The 16,449-nt window shown below is 63.0% G+C and carries 17 protein-coding genes; 15 read left to right on the top strand and 2 right to left on the bottom strand.

Translation table 11 applies throughout. The annotated features are described in order from the left end of the window. Positions 1-3 precede the first annotated feature (3 nt). Both ACZYHG_RS02475 and ACZYHG_RS02470 read right to left on the bottom strand, forming a co-directional pair. A complete protein-coding gene (locus tag ACZYHG_RS02475; RefSeq protein WP_027032963.1) occupies positions 4-234 on the bottom strand; it encodes a ribbon-helix-helix domain-containing protein in 231 nt (76 codons plus the stop codon). Between the two features lie 37 nt (positions 235-271). Further along, positions 272-1,525, bottom strand: coding sequence for an NAD(P)/FAD-dependent oxidoreductase (locus ACZYHG_RS02470; protein WP_464612381.1), 1,254 nt, complete (start codon positions 1,523-1,525; stop codon positions 272-274). Positions 1,526-1,958: 433 nt separating this feature from the next. On the opposite strand from ACZYHG_RS02470, the gene ACZYHG_RS02465 reads away from it, so the two are divergent. The 15 genes from ACZYHG_RS02465 (at position 1,959) to lnt (ending at position 16,398) form a co-directional block, all read left to right on the top strand. After that, positions 1,959-3,248, top strand: a complete 1,290-nt coding sequence (locus ACZYHG_RS02465) for an imelysin family protein (protein ID WP_464612380.1) — start codon at positions 1,959-1,961, stop codon at positions 3,246-3,248. A 64-nt stretch (positions 3,249-3,312) separates the two neighbouring features. After that, positions 3,313-3,624, top strand: coding sequence for a (2Fe-2S)-binding protein (locus tag ACZYHG_RS02460; RefSeq protein WP_464614862.1), 312 nt, complete (start codon positions 3,313-3,315; stop codon positions 3,622-3,624). Then, positions 3,590-4,075: a bacterioferritin gene (gene bfr / locus ACZYHG_RS02455; protein WP_464612379.1), complete on the top strand. Its 486-nt coding sequence runs from the start codon at positions 3,590-3,592 to the stop codon at positions 4,073-4,075. The genes ACZYHG_RS02460 and bfr overlap by 35 nt, the downstream gene beginning before the upstream one ends. 12 nt (positions 4,076-4,087) lie before the next feature. After that, positions 4,088-5,689 (top strand): di-heme oxidoreductase family protein, encoded by a 1,602-nt coding sequence (locus ACZYHG_RS02450; RefSeq protein ID WP_464612378.1) that lies wholly within the window; start codon positions 4,088-4,090, stop codon positions 5,687-5,689. Continuing rightward, positions 5,689-6,768, top strand: a complete 1,080-nt coding sequence (locus ACZYHG_RS02445; protein WP_464614861.1) for an imelysin family protein — start codon at positions 5,689-5,691, stop codon at positions 6,766-6,768. The genes ACZYHG_RS02450 and ACZYHG_RS02445 overlap by 1 nt, the downstream gene beginning before the upstream one ends. A 2-nt stretch (positions 6,769-6,770) precedes the next feature. After that, a complete protein-coding gene (locus tag ACZYHG_RS02440) occupies positions 6,771-7,874 on the top strand; it encodes a DUF1513 domain-containing protein (RefSeq protein ID WP_464612377.1) in 1,104 nt (367 codons plus the stop codon). A 90-nt stretch (positions 7,875-7,964) separates the two neighbouring features. Continuing rightward, on the top strand, positions 7,965-8,642 hold the full coding sequence (gene tsaB / locus ACZYHG_RS02435; protein WP_464612376.1) for a tRNA (adenosine(37)-N6)-threonylcarbamoyltransferase complex dimerization subunit type 1 TsaB: 678 nt from the start codon (positions 7,965-7,967) through the stop codon (positions 8,640-8,642). Between the two features lie 61 nt (positions 8,643-8,703). Further along, positions 8,704-9,198 (top strand): GNAT family N-acetyltransferase, encoded by a 495-nt coding sequence (locus ACZYHG_RS02430; protein ID WP_464612375.1) that lies wholly within the window; start codon positions 8,704-8,706, stop codon positions 9,196-9,198. Positions 9,199-9,218: 20 nt separating this feature from the next. Continuing rightward, the gene (olsA, locus tag ACZYHG_RS02425; RefSeq protein WP_464612374.1) at positions 9,219-10,019 is read left to right on the top strand and encodes a lyso-ornithine lipid O-acyltransferase; all 801 of its coding nucleotides are present in this window, start codon (positions 9,219-9,221) and stop codon (positions 10,017-10,019) included. Positions 10,020-10,092: 73 nt separating this feature from the next. After that, entirely contained in the window at positions 10,093-11,502 is a 1,410-nt protein-coding gene (miaB, locus tag ACZYHG_RS02420; protein ID WP_464612373.1) for a tRNA (N6-isopentenyl adenosine(37)-C2)-methylthiotransferase MiaB, read from the top strand. Positions 11,503-11,585: 83 nt separating this feature from the next. Further along, entirely contained in the window at positions 11,586-12,578 is a 993-nt protein-coding gene (locus tag ACZYHG_RS02415) for a PhoH family protein (protein WP_027032975.1), read from the top strand. 18 nt (positions 12,579-12,596) lie between these two features. Continuing rightward, a complete protein-coding gene (gene ybeY / locus ACZYHG_RS02410) occupies positions 12,597-13,097 on the top strand; it encodes an rRNA maturation RNase YbeY (RefSeq protein ID WP_464612372.1) in 501 nt (166 codons plus the stop codon). A 27-nt stretch (positions 13,098-13,124) separates the two neighbouring features. After that, entirely contained in the window at positions 13,125-14,219 is a 1,095-nt protein-coding gene (locus ACZYHG_RS02405) for a hemolysin family protein (RefSeq protein WP_464612371.1), read from the top strand. Between the two features lie 16 nt (positions 14,220-14,235). Beyond that, positions 14,236-14,706: a VOC family protein gene (locus ACZYHG_RS02400; RefSeq protein ID WP_464612370.1), complete on the top strand. Its 471-nt coding sequence runs from the start codon at positions 14,236-14,238 to the stop codon at positions 14,704-14,706. A gap of 99 nt (positions 14,707-14,805) precedes the next feature. Further along, entirely contained in the window at positions 14,806-16,398 is a 1,593-nt protein-coding gene (gene lnt / locus ACZYHG_RS02395; RefSeq protein WP_464612369.1) for an apolipoprotein N-acyltransferase, read from the top strand. Positions 16,399-16,449 lie beyond the last annotated feature (51 nt).

Here is a 16,449-nt window from a genome sequence, read left to right as displayed (position 1 = left end):
AAACTATTGGCCCTGCGCTCGTTTTCGCAGCGCGACAAAATAGTCGTCATCGACGGGAGCACCCGGCGCCGATGATGCGCCCTCCAAGAGCAAACCGCGCAGAAGTTGACGATCCTGATCGTGGCGGATCAATTCACGCACGTACTCGCTGCTTGTGCCGTAGCCGCGATCCGTCACTTGCCGATCGACAAAATGCTTCAAGCTGTCGGGCAGTGAGATGTTCATGGTGCTCATTCAGGTATTTTATGGCGTATGGCAAAAATTGGCAAGCCTACGCACTGGCCTTGGCGGGCTCCATGCTCTGAAACGCTGCCAGCGCCGCCTTCAGCCCATCGGGGCCTTCCGCGATCGTTTCCGGCGTCGGCGAGAAGCCGGCGCCGAGCATCTTGCGGCCAAGCATATGGTCGCCGGGGCGGTTGACGGATTCGATGCCGAGCAGCCGGTCCCCGGCATAATGGTAGATCGAGAACTTGTTGTCGGGCAGGTCGCCCAGCACGACATGGCTGTCGCCACCGGCGGTCAGCCCGACCATCTGCAGCTTCATGTCGCCAATGTCGGACCAGAACCATGGCACCGCCGAATAGGTATCGGCGTGACCGGTAATGGTGCGGGCGGCGAGGCGGGCCTGGTCGGTGGCGTTCTGCACCGACTCCAGCCGCACGTCGCCGCCGGTGAACCAGTGCCGGTAGGAGGCAGCGTCGCCGATGGCGAGAATGTCAGGTACGGAACTGCGCATCTGGTGATCGACCCGGATGCCGTTGGCGATGGCGAGGCCGGCTGCCTGCGCTAGCTCGACATTCGGCACGGCGCCGATGCCGACAACGACCATGCGCGCCGGCAGCCTTTCGCCTGATGAGGTGACAGCGCCCACGACGTGGCCGTTCTCGCCTTCGAGCTTTGAAATCGAGGTGCCGGTGAGGATGCGTACGCCCGTCGCTTCCAGCCTTTGGCGGACATGGCTCGCCACCACCGGCGCCACGGCGCGGCCGAGCAGCCGGTCGACCGCTTCCACCACGGTCACCGTGCGGCCGGCGGCCCGCAGCGTCGCGGCGATCTCCAGCCCGATGAAGCCGCCGCCGAGGATGACGACGTCTTCGCTCTGCGCGCTCAACTCCCGGATCAGCCGCGCATCGGCCAGTGAGCGCAGCGACAAAACGCCGGACAGGTCCGCGCCTGGCAGCGGCAGGGCGCGTGGACGCGAGCCGGTCGCCAGGATCAGATGGTCGAAGGCAAGCGCGCCGCCGCCTGATATCTCCAGGCGGTGTCCGCCGACATCGAGGCGCTCGATGCGGATGCCCGGCCGGTAGTCGATGGCGCTGCCGGTGTAGAAGGCTTCACCGCGAAGCGGTTGCGGTTTGGCCGCGGCATCCTTGATGAAGGTCTTCGACAGCGGCGGCTTGTGGTACGGCAATTCGTTCTCGTCACCGACGAGGATCACCGGTCCGTCATAGCCGTCCTCGCGCAGACTGGCGGCCGCTTGCACGCCCGCATGACCCGCACCGACAATGACCACGCCGTTCTTCATCGCATTCCAATCCTGATTCGATCCTAGAATCTCCGGCCAAGTGGCAATTGTCTGCCGCCGCCGCAAGAGAGCGTTTGCGGGTCGCACCCGGGATGGCGGCTGTCAATCGGACAGTTCGGCCGCAAAGCCGGTGCAGCATATGCATAAAGTTGACTTCTGTAGTTTAGAATAATTCTAAACTATTGTTTCGATTGGCTTTTCCCGTCGATTTTCATTGACATCCATTGATGTCGAAGCTTTATGAGAGCCTGCGCGTTAGCGCATCCCTTTGATGTTTGGGCCTTGAACCCGTTCGATTGGAGGCATTTTGGTGTCTTTCTTCCCTGAACCGCGCGATGGCGCGGCAAGTCTTGGCGCCTTTGGCATTGATGTGGTCCGGCGCTGGTCGCCGCGCGCGCCGTTTATAGAATTTCCGAGAAACTGGAGAGCGATAATGACAGCACGATATGGCGGCAGGTTTGCGGCGATCGGTGCCACGGCGCTGCTGACGGCGGCGGTGTTTGTGCTGCCTGCCAAGGCGGAAACCGATGCGAAGGCGGTGATCAAGACCTATGCCGATATCGGGCTCGCCAAGTATGAGGATTCGCTGAGCGCGGCTCAGGCACTCGACAAGGCAGTCGACGCGCTGCTTGCCAAGCCGTCGGCGGAGACGCTCAACGAGGCTCGCAATGCCTGGAAGGCATCACGCGTTCCCTATCAGCAGACCGAGGTCTACCGTTTCGGCAACAAGATCGTCGACGACTGGGAAGGCAAGGTGAATTCCTGGCCGCTGGACGAAGGCCTGATCGACTATGTCGCCAAGAACTACGGCACTGAATCGGACGCAAATGCGCTCTATACGGCCAATGTGATCGCCAACAAGGAAATCGAGATTAACGGCAAGAAGGTCGATGCCTCGAAGCTCTCGCCGGAATTCCTCTCCGGCACGCTGCAGGAGGCCGGCGGCATTGAGGCCAATGTCGCCACCGGTTATCACGCCATCGAATTCCTGCTCTGGGGCCAGGATCTGCATGGCACCGGCCCGGGCGCCGGCGAGCGCCCCTACACTGACTACGATCTCAAGAACTGCACCGGCGGCAATTGTGACCGGCGCGCTGAGTATCTGAAGTCGGCCAGCGACCTCTTGGTTTCCGACCTGCAGGAAATGGTCGGCAACTGGAAAGAAGACGGCGCCGCGCGCAAGGCACTTCTCGACGGCGAGCCGAACACCGCCATGTCGACGATCTTCACCGGCATGGGCTCGCTGTCCTATGGCGAACTGGCCGGCGAGCGCATGAAGCTTGGCCTGTTGCTGCACGATCCGGAGGAGGAGCACGACTGCTTCTCCGACAACACCTACAACTCGCATCTTTATGATGCGATCGGCATTCGGGCTGCCTACCTCGCCAGTTACACACGCCTCGACGGCACTGTCGTTTCGGGTCCTTCTGTGCACGACATGGTCAAGGCGGCCGATCCGGCGATCGACAAGGAACTGTCTGACAAGCTCGATGTCACGGTCGCCAAGATGGAGGCGATCAAGGCGCGGGCATTGGCCGGCGAAGCCTATGACCAGCAGATCGCCGAGGGCAACAAGGAAGGAAACGCCACCGTGCAGGCGGCGATCGACGCGCTGATCGACCAGACCAAGTCGATCGAACGCGCCGTTGGCACTCTCAAGCTTAACGCCATAGCCTTCGAGGGTTCCGACAGCCTCGACGCACCCGACAAGGTGTTCAAGTAAGCACCGTCAGGGTAAATACCAGCCACACGGCGCGGAAGGCGCCGTCAGCCAACCGGGCACTATGATGCTGATCTGCCATTGCAATATCATCACCGAGAGAGAGATTGAGCAGACGATCATCGGCTTGCTGGACCAGGATCCCTGGCAGCTCATCGTCCCGGCCAAGGTTTACCACGCCATGCAAAAGCGCGGCCGCTGTTGCGGCTGCTTCCCGAATGTGGTGGAAACGATCATTCGGGTCACCGAAAATTACCACGCCCGCTCGGAGGCGAGCGGCGTGGATGTCGTTTCACACCTGGATCGCGTCAGAGGCCTGCGCGTCCAATACGGGAGCAGAACCCATGAAAGGCGAAATTCAGATCATCGAGCGGCTTAACGAGGCTCTTTTTCTGGAGCTCGGAGCCGTCAATCAATATTGGGTGCATTTCCGTCTTTTGGAGGATTGGGGATATACCAAGCTGGCAAAGAAGGAGCGGGCTGAATCGATCGAGGAGATGCACCATGCGGATCGGCTGATTGCCCGCATCATCTTCCTCGAAGGCCATCCGAACCTGCAGTCCGTGGCGCCGCTGCGCATAGGACAGAACGTCAAGGAAGTGCTCGAATCCGACCTTGCCGGCGAATATGACGCACGCACCGCCTACAAGCGTTCGCGCGAAATCTGCCACGAGGTGGGCGACTACGTGACGATGAAGCTGTTCGAGGATTTGCTGGCTGACGAGGAAGGTCACATCGACTTCCTCGAGACGCAGCTCGACCTGCTCGCCTCGATCGGCGAGGAAAAGTACGGCCAGCTCAACGCCGACTCGGCGAACGAGGCGGAATAAAGGCATGCGGGAATGCGGCGCCTCTTAGAATTCTTGCGCCGCTTGCGGCGGGCCGCCGGCTCGCCGCCCCTTCGAAAAACGCCAGCCGTATCGGCTGGTCGGCGCTGTACCATTCTCGTGCTGGCGTTGACGTCGTCGGCGATTGCCGGCGATCTCCAGCCAGCCGGCCTTGCCACCACGCGCAACGAACACAACGCCGGAGATCAGGCGCGCGTCACCGCCGTCACCCGGCCGACATCAGATTTCTCCAAACCCGAGCCGTTCGAGCTGATGCAAGGTGGCGCCGGCACGTCCGAGAAAGAGTTCGACCGCGAGGCCTTCTCGCAATCCTCGGCCAACATCACCTTTGAGGAAGAGGGCACTTTCAAGCTCGGCAACGCTTTGTTTCGCAAGAACTGGGTGTCGTCGCCGTCCTCGACGCAGGCATCGGATGGGCTTGGTCCGCTGTTCAACGAACGCGCCTGCCAGAACTGCCATTTGAAGGATGGCCGCGGCCGTCCGCCGCAAGGCGATACCGGCACCACCTCGATGTTCCTGCGGCTGGCGCGCGACGCCAGCAGCGCGGAAGAGAAGGCGGCCCTCGCCAGCCACCAGCTGCTCAATTTCCCCGACCCGGTCTATGGCACGCAGTTGCAGGAGCTGGCGGTGCCCGGCCTGCGCGGCGAAGGCAAGATGCATGTCGACTATCTCGAGCGTAAAGTAAAGCTGACGGACGGCACCGTGGTTTCCCTGCGCAAGCCCAGCTACTCCGTCACCGATCTCGCCTATGGGCCACTCGATCCGCGCACCACGCTGTCGCCGCGCCTGACACCGCCGATGATCGGACTTGGCCTGATCGAACAGATCGCGCCGGCTGACATTCTGGCCCATGCCGATCCAGATGACAGCGACGGCGACGGCATTTCCGGCAGGCCCAACATCGTGCGCGACGGCCGCAGCGGGGAACTGACGCTTGGCCGCTTCGGCTGGAAGGCGCAGACCGCGTCGATCCGCCAGCAGGCGGCGGATGCCTTTGCCGGCGACATCGGCATCTCGACGCCGGAAGAACCCAAACACTGGGGCGATTGCACCGCCGCGCAGGCAAAATGCCTCGCAATGCCGAATGGCGTGCAGCAGCGGCTCGGCCCGGTCGAGGCACCGCCGCCGGTGATGGATCTCGTTACCTTCTATTCGCAGAACCTGGCCGTGCCGGCCCGCCGCGACCTCAACAAACCTGATGTGCTCGCCGGCAAGAAGGTTTTCTATGAGATCGGCTGCGTTTCCTGCCACACGCCGAAATTCGTCACCCGCCGCGACGTACCCAACAAGGCGCAGGCCTTCCAGCTGATCTGGCCCTATTCCGATTTCCTGCTGCACGACATGGGCCCGGATCTGGCTGACGGCCAGGCGGTGGGCGATGCAACGGGCAGCGAATGGCGCACCCCGCCACTCTGGGGCATAGGCCTCACCGAGACCGTCAACGGCAATTCCTTCTTTCTGCACGATGGCCGCGCGCGCAGCTTGACCGAGGCGATCCTGTGGCATGGCGGCGAGGCGCAGGAGGCGCGCGACCGCTTTGCCGCCGCCAACGCGGCCGAGCGCGATGCGCTGCTCAAATTCCTGGAGTCCCTATGATGCTGAAGCGCTCTGCACTGGTTCTCGTTCTTCCGCTGGCCTTGCTGGGTGTTTTCCCGGCATCGGCGGCGGTGAAAGCCTCCGACATTATCCTGCGGGCGGTCGATGGCTTTGTCCGCCCCGCCTATGCCAGCCTGCACCAGCACGCCGAGACCCTGACGAAGGCGATGCACAAGCTCTGCGAAGCGCCCTCGCAAGGGGAGCTCGGCGCAGCGCGGGCCGAATTTTCAGCCACGGTCGATGCCTGGTCGTCGGCAGAGATCATCGGCTTTGGGCCGATCAAGGAGAACAACCGGCTGGAACGCATGTTGTTCTGGCCCGATCGCAAGAGCATCGGCCTGAAACAAGTGCAGGCGGTATTGTCGGAAAAAGATCCGACCGCGACCGATCCTGTGCAACTCGCAGGCAAGAGCGTTGCCATGCAAGGGTTCGGCGCGCTGGAATTCGTGCTTTTCGGCGACGGCGCCGATGCACTGGCGAGCAAGGATGATCCCTATCGCTGCGCCTATGGCGCGGCGGTTGCCGGCAATATCGAAACCATGGCCAACGAAGTCAGCGCAGCCTGGAACAAGCCGGACGGCTTTGCCGCACTGTGGGCCAATCCGGGGCCGCAGAACCCGCTCTACCGCGACGGCAACGAGGCGGTGACCGAACTGGTCGGCGTTTTCATCAATGAATTGGAGATGGTAAGGGATGTCCGCTTAAAAGGTTTTCTGGGCGGCAAGCCCGATGCGGACAAGCCGAAACAGGCGATTTATTGGCGTTCGCAAAACACCACCACATCGCTGGCTGGAAATCTCGCCGGCATAGATGCGCTGTTCCAGGCCTCGAAGCTTGGCGATGCCTTGCCGTCGGATTCGCGCTGGATGGCGGAATCGATCCATATCCAGCTGGTCAACGGCGTCGCCACCGCGAAGTCCATCCAGGGCCCGATCGACAAGGCGCTCGCTGACCCCGCGCTGCGCGAAAAACTCGAGCATTTCGCGCTGATCACATCCAGCCTGTCGACCCTGATCGGCACCAGGCTGACTGCCGAGTTCGGCCTGACCGCCGGCTTTTCGTCGCTGGATGGAGACTGATCTTGAAGACGCCGATCATCGATCGCCGTGATTTCCTCCGGGCAGCAGGCATTGGCTTTGCCGCCGCGATAGCGCCGCCTGCGTGGGCGGCGACGCTTGCGGCGGATGCCGTCTTCGCCACCGCCTTCGTCAAGCGCGACGGCAGCTTTGGCGCCGCTGTCCTGTCCGAGGCCGGCAAGGTGCTGCATGCGATCGACCTGCCCGATCGCGGCCATGACGTCACCTTCGATCCCATCTCGAAGCGTTCGGTGGTCTTTGCCCGCCAGCCCGGCACCTTCGCCGTCGTTTTCGATCACACCGGGGGCGACGCCCCGCTGACCATCGCCAGTGTCACCGGCCGGCATTTCTTCGGCCATGGCGTGTTCTCGCCCGATGGGGCGCTGCTCTATGCCACCGAGAACGACTTCGACAACGCCGCCGGCGTCGTCGGCGTTTACGACGCGCGGGCGAAATTCAAGCGCATCGGCGAATTCCCGACCTACGGCATGGGGCCGCACGAGCTTCTGCTGCTGGGCGACGGGAGGACGATCGCGGTCGCCAATGGCGGCATCGAGACCCATCCGGATTACGGCCGCGCCGAGCTCAACATCGCCACCATGAAGCCATCCTATGTGCTGATCGACCGCGTCACCGGCGACTTGGTCGAAAAGCATGAATTGCGGGCGGCACTGCACCAGCTGTCGATCCGCCACATGGACACCGACCCATCCGGCACCGTCTGGTTCGGCTGCCAGTATCGGGGGCCGGGCACCGACCGTCCGCTGCTGGTCGGCCGCGCCGCGCGCGGCAAGGAGTTGCAGCTGATCGACATGCCGCCAGACATATTGTCCGGCTTCCGCAACTATATCGGCTCGGTCGCCGCCAATCCTGATGCCGGCACCGTCGCCGTCTCATCGCCGGAAGGCAATTCGCTTGTCGTGATCGAAGCGGCGAGCGGCCGGGTGGTCTCGTCAAGTGCGCTGGTCGAGGTCTGCGGCCTGGCACCGGACGGATCGGGGTTCATGGCCACCACGGGCGCAGGCGAGATCATCGAGGGCAGCGGTGCGACGCGATCGGAACCAGACTATGTCTGGGACAATCACATGCTGCGCATCGAGCAGGTCTGACAAAGCGCGAAGCGAAGCCGCTTAACAAATTATGCTTGCCGTGGCGCTCCATGGCGGGCACAGGGAGTTGTTTTTTCAACCGGTCGTCTCATGAAAGTGCTTGCCATCGACTGTGCCGCCAGCCTCTGCGCCGCCTGCGTCTACGACGCGGCGGCCGGACTGGAGCTTGGCCGCTCGGTGCTTGATCTCGGCAAGGGCCATGCCGAGCACCTGATGACCGTCATTGCCGAGGCGCTGAGGGCCGGCGCGACGGATTATGCCGGTCTCGGTGCCATTGCCGTCTCCGTCGGTCCGGGCTCCTTCACCGGTCTGCGTGTCGGTGTCTCGACAGCGCGTGGCCTGGCGCTGGCGTTGAAGATTCCGGCGATTGGAGTGACAACGCTAGAAGCACTCGCGGCTGAAGCGGCGACGGCATTTCCCGGCCGTGCAGTGCTGGCGGTGCTCGATGCCGGCCGCGAGGAGATCCATACTGCGCTGTACGACAAAATGTTAGTTTTGACTTACGGACCAGCGGTGACCACATTGCCAGAAGCCACTGCCTTGGCGATAGACAACTCTGCGGTGCTGGCCGGTACCGCGGTGGCACAGATCGCGGCCTCGGCCAAGCGTGGTTTCGATATTGGGCCTCAGACGGCGACCGCCGACATTTTCACATATGCACGTCTGGCCGCCTCCAAAGGTGAGGGCGAAAGGCCGAAACCACTTTATTTGCGCGGCGCGGATGCCAAGCCGCAAGCCGGATTTATTCTTTCAAGGCTCAGACCATGATCCCGAAAAGTGGAATCCGGTTTTCGGAAAAGATCATGGTCAAACAAGAAAACGAAAAATAATGCGCATACCTTTTCTCCAGCCGCGCCGCCGGGACTATGCGCTTGAGTCGCTCAGGATCAGCGACAGCCCTACGGTCTCGCTGCTGCATCGCGAGGACTTTGTCCGCCCGTGGACCGATGGCGAGTTTGCCGCCTTGCTCGGACAGGACACGGTGTTCGGCTACGCCGCGCGCGAAACCGGGCAGGGCGCCAAGCCGCCGGTCGGCTTCGTGCTGGCCCGGCTGGCGGCCGGCGAGGGCGAGATCCTGACCGTCGCGGTGGCGCGATCGCATCGCCGGCAAGGGCTGGGCTGGCAGTTGATGGACGCGGTGCTGCGCGAACTGCATGTGCAACGCGCCGAAGCGCTGTTTCTTGAGGTCGATGAGACCAATGTCGCGGCAATCGCCCTCTATCGGCGGCTGGGGTTCCGTGAGGTCGGCAAGCGCCCGGATTACTACAAGTCGCCCGATCGCGGGCCGACCGGCGCGCTTGTCATGCGCCGCGATCTTCGCTAGCCAGAGACTGGGGTAGGGCGATGATCAAGAAAATCAGGATTTTCCTGGCGCTGGGCCTCGTCGTTGCCGGCTCGTTGGTCCTCGTGCCGTTGCAGATCCTGTCGATGAAGACCGGCTGGTGGCCGGAAACCGTCATTCTCAAGATCTGGCACAGGATGATCGTTCGGGCGCTCGGCATCCGCATCCATGTCAAGGGGGCGTTGTCCGACAAGCGGCCCCTGCTGGTGGCCTCGAACCACATCTCCTGGACCGACATCATGGTGCTGGGCTCGTTTGCCGATGTGAAATTTATCGCCAGGGCCGATATGGAAGGCTGGCCGCTGATCGGCATGCTGTCGAAACTGCAGCGTACCGTCTTTATCGAGCGCGAGCGCAAGCGCTCCTCGGGCGACCAGGCAAGCGAGATCGCCAATCGCATGGCCAAGGGTGACGCCATGGTGTTGTTTGCCGAGGGCTCGACCGGTGACGGCAATGCCGTCCTGCCGTTCAAGAGCACGCTGTTCGGCGCCGCCTCGATGGCGATTTCGGAAGGGGCGGCCGAGCAGGTGTTCATTCAGCCGGTGGCGATCGCCTATACACGCCTGCACGGCGTGCCGCTCGGCCGCCGCCACCGGCCGATCTCGGCCTGGATCGGTGACGAGGATTTGATGCCGCATCTCAAGGTGCTGCTGGCGGAAGGCGCGCTCGATGTCGAAGTGCATTTCGGCGAGCCGATCGCCTTTGCCAAGGGTTCGAACCGCAAGGAAACGGCCAGGCTGATGGAAAGCCAGGTGCGCGAGATGATGCAGGCAGCACTCGCCGACCCGCGCCCGAGCCGCTAGCGCAGGTCGCAAGCCAAGGCGCATACGGAGAATCGTCTGTTTTTTGTCATCGAAAGGCGTTAGAAGCCGCCGGATGGACTTGAACACGATTGAAAGCGACGACATCGGGACGGCGGCTGGACAGCCCGCGGTGCATGCCACGGCAGCGAAGAAGGTCTTCATCAAGACCTATGGCTGCCAGATGAACGTCTATGATTCACAGCGCATGGGCGATGCTCTGGCCGCCGACGGCTATACCGCGACCGATGTTATCGACGACGCCGATCTGGTGCTGCTCAACACCTGTCACATCAGGGAAAAAGCGGCCGAAAAGGTCTATTCCGAGCTCGGCCGCATCCGCGACATGAAGGCGGAGCGCGCCATTGCCGGCCGCGAGCTGCTGATCGGTGTCGCTGGTTGCGTGGCGCAGGCCGAAGGCGCCGAGATCATCCGTCGGTCGCCCGCGGTCGATCTGGTCATCGGCCCGCAGACCTATCATCGCTTGCCCGACGTGCTGGCGAGAGTCCGTGGCGGCGAGAAGATCGTCGAGACCGATTACGCCATCGAGGACAAGTTCGAACATCTGCCGCAGCCCAAGCGCGCCGAGCTCATCAAGCGCGGCGTCACCGCCTTCCTGACCGTGCAGGAAGGCTGCGACAAGTTCTGCACCTTCTGCGTCGTGCCCTATACAAGAGGCTCTGAAGTCTCGCGGCCGGTGGCGCAGATCGTCGCCGAAGCGCAGCGTCTGGCCGAAGCCGGCGTGCGCGAAGTGACGCTGCTTGGCCAGAACGTCAATGCCTGGCATGGCAAGGGCGACAATGGCGAAGAATGGGGTCTTGGCCGTCTGCTGTTCCGGCTGGCCGAGATTCCCGGGCTGGCGCGGCTGCGCTACACCACCAGCCACCCGCGCGACATGGATGATGAGCTGATCGCGGCCCACCGAGATCTCCCGGCGCTGATGCCCTATCTGCATCTGCCGGTGCAATCGGGGTCCGATCGCATCCTCAAGGCGATGAATCGCAGGCATACGGCGAGAGATTATCTGACTCTGCTCGACCGCATCCGCACTGCCCGGCCCGATATTGCGCTGTCAGGTGATTTCATCGTCGGCTTCCCCGGCGAGACCGAAGCCGATTTCGAGGCGACCATGGAACTGGTGCGCCAGGTGAACTACGCTTCGGCCTTCTCGTTCAAATATTCGCCGCGCCCCGGAACGCCGGGCGCCGACATGCCCGATCATGTGCCCGAAACGGTCAAGGATGAGCGCCTGCAGCGGCTGCAGGCCCTGCTGTTGAAACAACAGCAGGATTTCGGCTTGAGCCTGGTCGGCAGCACCATAAACACGCTGATCGAGAAGCCCGGCCGCCAGGCTGGCCAGAAGGTTGGCCGCTCGCCTTGGCTGCAGCCCGTTATTGTTGATGAAAAGGCCGGCGAAATCGGTGACATTATCCGGGTGCGAATCACGAAGACGGGCTACAACAGCCTGTTCGCCGAATTGGCCTGAGGGTCTCGGCAGATGAGGAGAGACGGTTGAGCGCAGCAGAGCTGAAGAACCTGCCCCCGGTACCGGCATCTGGGGCTTCTGACATGGCGCACATCGTTCTGACTTTCGACAACAACAAGCTTGCCAGCGCCCTTTACGGTCAGTTCGATGAGAACCTCGCCCGACTCGAGCAGAAACTCGGCGTCGATATCCGCTCGCGCGGCAACCAGTTGACCATCAAGGGGTCGGCTTCGGCCGCCGAACAGGCGCGCCGCGCGTTGGACAATCTGTACGGCATTCTGCAGAAGGGCGTGGATATCGGCCAGTCCGATGTCGACGGCGCCGTGCGCATGGCGGTCGCCGCCGACGATCAGCTGACGCTGCCGACGCTGGAGCGCAAGGGCAAGGTCTCCGCCGCCCAGATCGCGACCCGCAAGAAGACCATCTATGCCCGTTCGCTCAACCAGGACGCCTATATGCGGGCACTGGAGCGGTCGGAACTCGTATTCGGCATCGGTCCGGCCGGTACCGGCAAGACCTATCTGGCTGTGGCGCATGCCGCGATGCTGCTTGAGCGCGGCATGGTCGAACGCATCATCCTGTCGCGGCCGGCGGTCGAGGCCGGCGAACGGCTGGGCTTCCTGCCTGGCGACATGAAAGAGAAGGTCGATCCCTATCTGCGGCCGCTCTACGACGCGCTCTACGACATGATGCCGGCCGACAAGGTCGAGCGCGCCATTGCCGCCGAAGTCATCGAAATCGCCCCGCTCGCCTTCATGCGCGGCCGTACGCTGGCGCATGCGGCGGTCATCCTCGACGAGGCGCAGAACACCACGCCGATGCAGATGAAGATGTTCCTGACCCGTCTAGGCGAGAACTCGCGCATGATCGTCACCGGCGATCCGACGCAGATAGATCTGCCTTCGAGTACCAAATCGGGCCTGGTCGAAGCCTTGCGTGTCCTCGACGGCGTGGCCGGCGCAGTCACCGTGCGCTTCAACGATATCGACGTCGTTCGCCATCCGCTGGTGGCGGAAATCGTCAGGGCCTATGACCGCGACGCCAAGCTGGCACGCGGCCTCGGCGCCGAGAATTGATCTTGACGATGCGGGTTCATGCCTGAGGACAACATATCCGGCGAGGGGAATTCCCCCGTCGACATCGATATATCGGTCGAAGCGGGCGACTGGCCCGATGAGGCAAGCCTGACGCGACTGGTCGATCGCGCGGTTGATGCTGCTTTTGCCGAGACCGGCGTGACCGGCCGTTCCGAACTCAGCATCGTCTTTTCCGACGACGCCCATATCCGTACCCTCAACGCCGGCTGGCGCGGCAAGGACAAACCCACCAACGTCCTGTCTTTCCCGGCTTTTTCCTTTCCCAAAGGCGGCCCACTGCCGCCGATGCTTGGCGATATCGTGCTCGCCGCCGAAACGGTTTCACGCGAAGCGGTACTGGAGGACAAGCCGGTGCAGAACCATATCACCCATCTCGTTATCCATGGCCTGCTGCATTTGCTGGGCCATGATCACGAGACCGACGACGAGGCCGAGGAGATGGAGGCCATCGAACGCGCAGCGCTCGCAAGGCTTGCCATTCCCGATCCCTACGCGTAACTACATCTGACAATTGACCGGACGACGATGAACGACAAACCAGAAACTGCCGCCCGCCCCGACGCCGGCAGTCCCCCCAAGGCTTCCGATACGTCGGAAGAGGGATCAAGTCCGAGTACCGTTACCCCTGGTGTCCCCAGCACCGGCAGCGCCGCCAGCGAGCCTTCGCCTGCCGGACCTTCCCTGTTCGACCGAGTAATCGGCCTGTTCAGGCAACGCAACGGAACCAGCCTGCGCGAGGAAATCGCCGGCGCGCTGGCCGAGACCACCAGCGACGCCGAATCCTTTTCGCCTGGCGAGCGCGCCATGCTCAACAACATCCTGCGGCTGCGCGAGGTGCGCGTCGAGGACGTCATGGTGCCGCGCGCCGACATCGAGGCGATCGAGATCACCACGACGCTCGGCGATCTCCTGGGCACTTTCGAACAATCCGGCCACTCCCGCATGCCGGTCTATTCCGAGACGCTCGATGATCCGCGTGGCATGGTTCATATCCGCGACGTGCTGGCCCACATCACCAAGCTCGCGCGCGTCAAGAAGGGCCGCACGACCAGGAAAACACCCGTCGCCACGCAATTGGATCTCGCCCAGGTCGATCTCGCGCGCACCATTGGCGACCTCAACCTGATCCGCCAGGTTCTGTTCGTGCCGCCGTCGATGCTGGCCTCCGACCTGATGGGCCGCATGCAGACGACGCGCACGCAGATGGCGCTGGTCATCGATGAATATGGCGGTACGGACGGCCTTGTCTCGCTTGAGGACATCGTCGAGATGGTCGTCGGCGACATCGAGGACGAGCATGACGATGACGAACCGATGATCACCCAGGCCGGCGACGGCGTGTTCATTGTCGACGGCAAGGCCGAGATCGACGACGTCGCCAAGATGATCGGCGAGGATTTCGCCGCCGGCGAGCATGGCGAATATGTCGACACGATCGGTGGCATGATCTTCAACACGCTCGGCCGCGTGCCCGCGCGTGGCGAGGTGGTGCAGGCCATTCCGGGCTTCGAATTTCATGTCCTCGATGCCGATCCGCGCCGCGTCAAGCGCGTGCGCATCGTGCAGAGCCAGAAGGGCGAGCGCCGCCGGCGCGCCACGGCTCGCACCGAGCAGGCCTGAGCATTCCGCTCGCCCGATGACCATCGACGACCCGTTCAAGCACGCAAGTCTGGGCTCTGGCGTCTTCTACAGGGATCCTCGCGCCGCGCTGGCGTGGCTCGAAGCGGCTTTCGGCTTCGAGCGCAGCATGGTTGTCAGCGACGCCGACGGAAAGCTCGTTCATTCCGAGATGAGGTTTGGCGAGTGCACCATCATCGTCGATTCCGAATGGACCGACTATGTCGCAAGCCCGGCGTCAGTCGCGGGCAAGAACACGCAATCGGTCTATGTCAGGCTGAAGGACGGCCTGGATGCGCATTGCGAGCAGGCACGGGCAGCTGGTGCCGACATAATCCAGGAGCCGGCGGACCAGTTCTACGGTGAACGCCAGTACCGGGCCCGCGATCCCGAAGGCCATGTCTGGATCTTCAGCCAGCCTATCCGTTTGGTGTCGCGCGAAGAGGCCGAGCGGTTGAGCGGTCTCATCATCGAAGGGTGGCACCGGTAGAGTGGCCACCGGACGCTGCGCCCGACCGGCCGACGTTTGGAGTGCGGGCCGCGGCCTGATAAATCTTGGCCTCCTGATTCGCGCGACTCGGAAGTTTGCATGGAGCGCCTTGCCGGCCGGATAATTCTGCTTTGGGGTTGGCGGCGGGCGCTCGTGGCTTTTCTGGCTGGAGCGCTGGCGGTGCTTGGCCAGGCGCCTTACGATTTCTTCGCCGCCTGCTTCATCTCGTTTCCGCTGTTGGTCTGGCTGCTCGACGGCGCGACCGGCGAAGCCTCGGGCAGCCTGTTCCGGCGCCTGCGGCCGGCCTTCGCCGTCGGCTGGTGGTTCGGTTTCGGCTATTTCCTCGCCGGTCTCTGGTGGATCGGCTCGGCGCTGCTGGTCGAGGCCGACGATTTTGCCTGGGCGCTGCCCTTCGCCGTGGTCGGCATTCCCTTTGCACTCGCCTTTTTCTATGGCTTCGCAACGGTGGTCGCCCGGCTCCTGTGGAGCAGCGATATCGGCCGCATCGCCGCCCTTGCCTTCGGCTTCGGGTTGACCGAGTGGCTGCGCGGCTTCCTGTTCACCGGTTTTCCCTGGAATGCCATCGGCTACGCGGCAATGCCGGTGCCCCTTCTGATGCAAAGCGTGTCGGTGACCGGCATGATCGGCATGAACGCGCTTGCCGTGTTCGTCTTCGCGCTGCCCGCATTGCTGGCGGCGCGCCGGCATCTTCGCCTGGGCGCGGCGCTGTTCGTCGTGCTGGCCGCCGCCCATGTCGGCTTCGGCTATGTCAGGCTGGCCGCGCCTGAAAAGCCGGCCGAGCGCAGCCTGGATGTCCGCATCGTCCAGCCGGCCGTCGACCTCAGTGAAAAGTGGGACGCTTCGGTGCGCGACCGCATCTTCGCCACCTTGCTGGGTCTGTCCGCCAAGGCGCCGGACCCCGGTCACGGCAAGCCACAGCTCATTCTTTGGCCGGAAACCTCCGTGCCATTCCTCTTCACCGAACGCCCGGACGCGCTGACGGCGCTGGGTGACATGCTGGCCGATGGCCAGACGCTGATCGCCGGGGTCGTTCGCGAGGAAGGCGGCTCGGCGGCCGGCACCGACAGCCGCTATTACAACTCCGTGGTGGCGATCAATGACAAGGGCGAAATCGCTGACGCCGTCGACAAGGTCCATCTGGTGCCGTTCGGCGAATACCTGCCTTTCGCCGACCTGTTCAACCGTTTCGGCATCGCACAGCTTGTCGCCGGACCGGTGACGTTCGCCGCCGGCAACGAGCGCCACGCCATCACGCTGCCGGGCGGCATCCGTGCCCTGCCATTTATCTGTTATGAGGTGATCTTTCCCGATCTTGTGGCAGTTGACGCTACGTCAGCGCAGCTTATTGTGAACGTTACCAATGATGCGTGGTTCGGCGACACGCCGGGACCGTATCAGCATTTCAGGCAGGCCCAGATTCGCGCGGTGGAGAACGGATTGCCCTTGCTGCGTGCTGCCAACAACGGCATCTCGGCCGTCGTCGACCCACATGGCCGCGTCGTAGACGCGCTGGCGATCGACGCGCGCGGGGCCATCGATGTGAAGGTGCCGATTTCCGGACAGAGTGTAGTTTCCCCCAGTCAGCGGCGCATTAACGGAATGCTGATCATGTTGCTGTTTGCGCTGGTCGGGGCGCTGTTGAACGTAAGGCACAGGCTACGGGTGAATTGACAGTCGACACATTAGAAACTCATACTGTATCGCCTGAAAATTTCTCGAAGC

This window comes from Mesorhizobium subarcticum (genome assembly GCF_055456085.1).
This window is presented reverse-complemented; position numbering and strand designations above follow the sequence as displayed.

What these genes read in the sequence shown, in the direction of transcription:
- ACZYHG_RS02460 (WP_464614862.1), top strand. Translation starts at nt 3,313, where the DNA reads ATGCTGATCTGCCATTGCAATATCATCACCGAGAGAGAGATTGAGCAG.
- ACZYHG_RS02450 (WP_464612378.1), top strand. Translation starts at nt 4,088, where the DNA reads ATGCGGCGCCTCTTAGAATTCTTGCGCCGCTTGCGGCGGGCCGCCGGC.
- lnt (WP_464612369.1), top strand. Translation starts at nt 14,806, where the DNA reads ATGGAGCGCCTTGCCGGCCGGATAATTCTGCTTTGGGGTTGGCGGCGG.
- ACZYHG_RS02415 (WP_027032975.1), top strand. Translation starts at nt 11,586, where the DNA reads ATGGCGCACATCGTTCTGACTTTCGACAACAACAAGCTTGCCAGCGCC.
- miaB (WP_464612373.1), top strand. Translation starts at nt 10,093, where the DNA reads ATGGACTTGAACACGATTGAAAGCGACGACATCGGGACGGCGGCTGGA.
- ACZYHG_RS02470 (WP_464612381.1), bottom strand. Translation starts at nt 1,525, where the DNA reads ATGAAGAACGGCGTGGTCATTGTCGGTGCGGGTCATGCGGGCGTGCAA.
- tsaB (WP_464612376.1), top strand. Translation starts at nt 7,965, where the DNA reads ATGAAAGTGCTTGCCATCGACTGTGCCGCCAGCCTCTGCGCCGCCTGC.
- bfr (WP_464612379.1), top strand. Translation starts at nt 3,590, where the DNA reads ATGAAAGGCGAAATTCAGATCATCGAGCGGCTTAACGAGGCTCTTTTT.
- ACZYHG_RS02475 (WP_027032963.1), bottom strand. Translation starts at nt 234, where the DNA reads ATGAGCACCATGAACATCTCACTGCCCGACAGCTTGAAGCATTTTGTC.
- ACZYHG_RS02465 (WP_464612380.1), top strand. Translation starts at nt 1,959, where the DNA reads ATGACAGCACGATATGGCGGCAGGTTTGCGGCGATCGGTGCCACGGCG.
- ACZYHG_RS02405 (WP_464612371.1), top strand. Translation starts at nt 13,125, where the DNA reads ATGAACGACAAACCAGAAACTGCCGCCCGCCCCGACGCCGGCAGTCCC.
- olsA (WP_464612374.1), top strand. Translation starts at nt 9,219, where the DNA reads ATGATCAAGAAAATCAGGATTTTCCTGGCGCTGGGCCTCGTCGTTGCC.
- ybeY (WP_464612372.1), top strand. Translation starts at nt 12,597, where the DNA reads ATGCCTGAGGACAACATATCCGGCGAGGGGAATTCCCCCGTCGACATC.
- ACZYHG_RS02430 (WP_464612375.1), top strand. Translation starts at nt 8,704, where the DNA reads ATGCGCATACCTTTTCTCCAGCCGCGCCGCCGGGACTATGCGCTTGAG.
- ACZYHG_RS02400 (WP_464612370.1), top strand. Translation starts at nt 14,236, where the DNA reads ATGACCATCGACGACCCGTTCAAGCACGCAAGTCTGGGCTCTGGCGTC.
- ACZYHG_RS02445 (WP_464614861.1), top strand. Translation starts at nt 5,689, where the DNA reads ATGCTGAAGCGCTCTGCACTGGTTCTCGTTCTTCCGCTGGCCTTGCTG.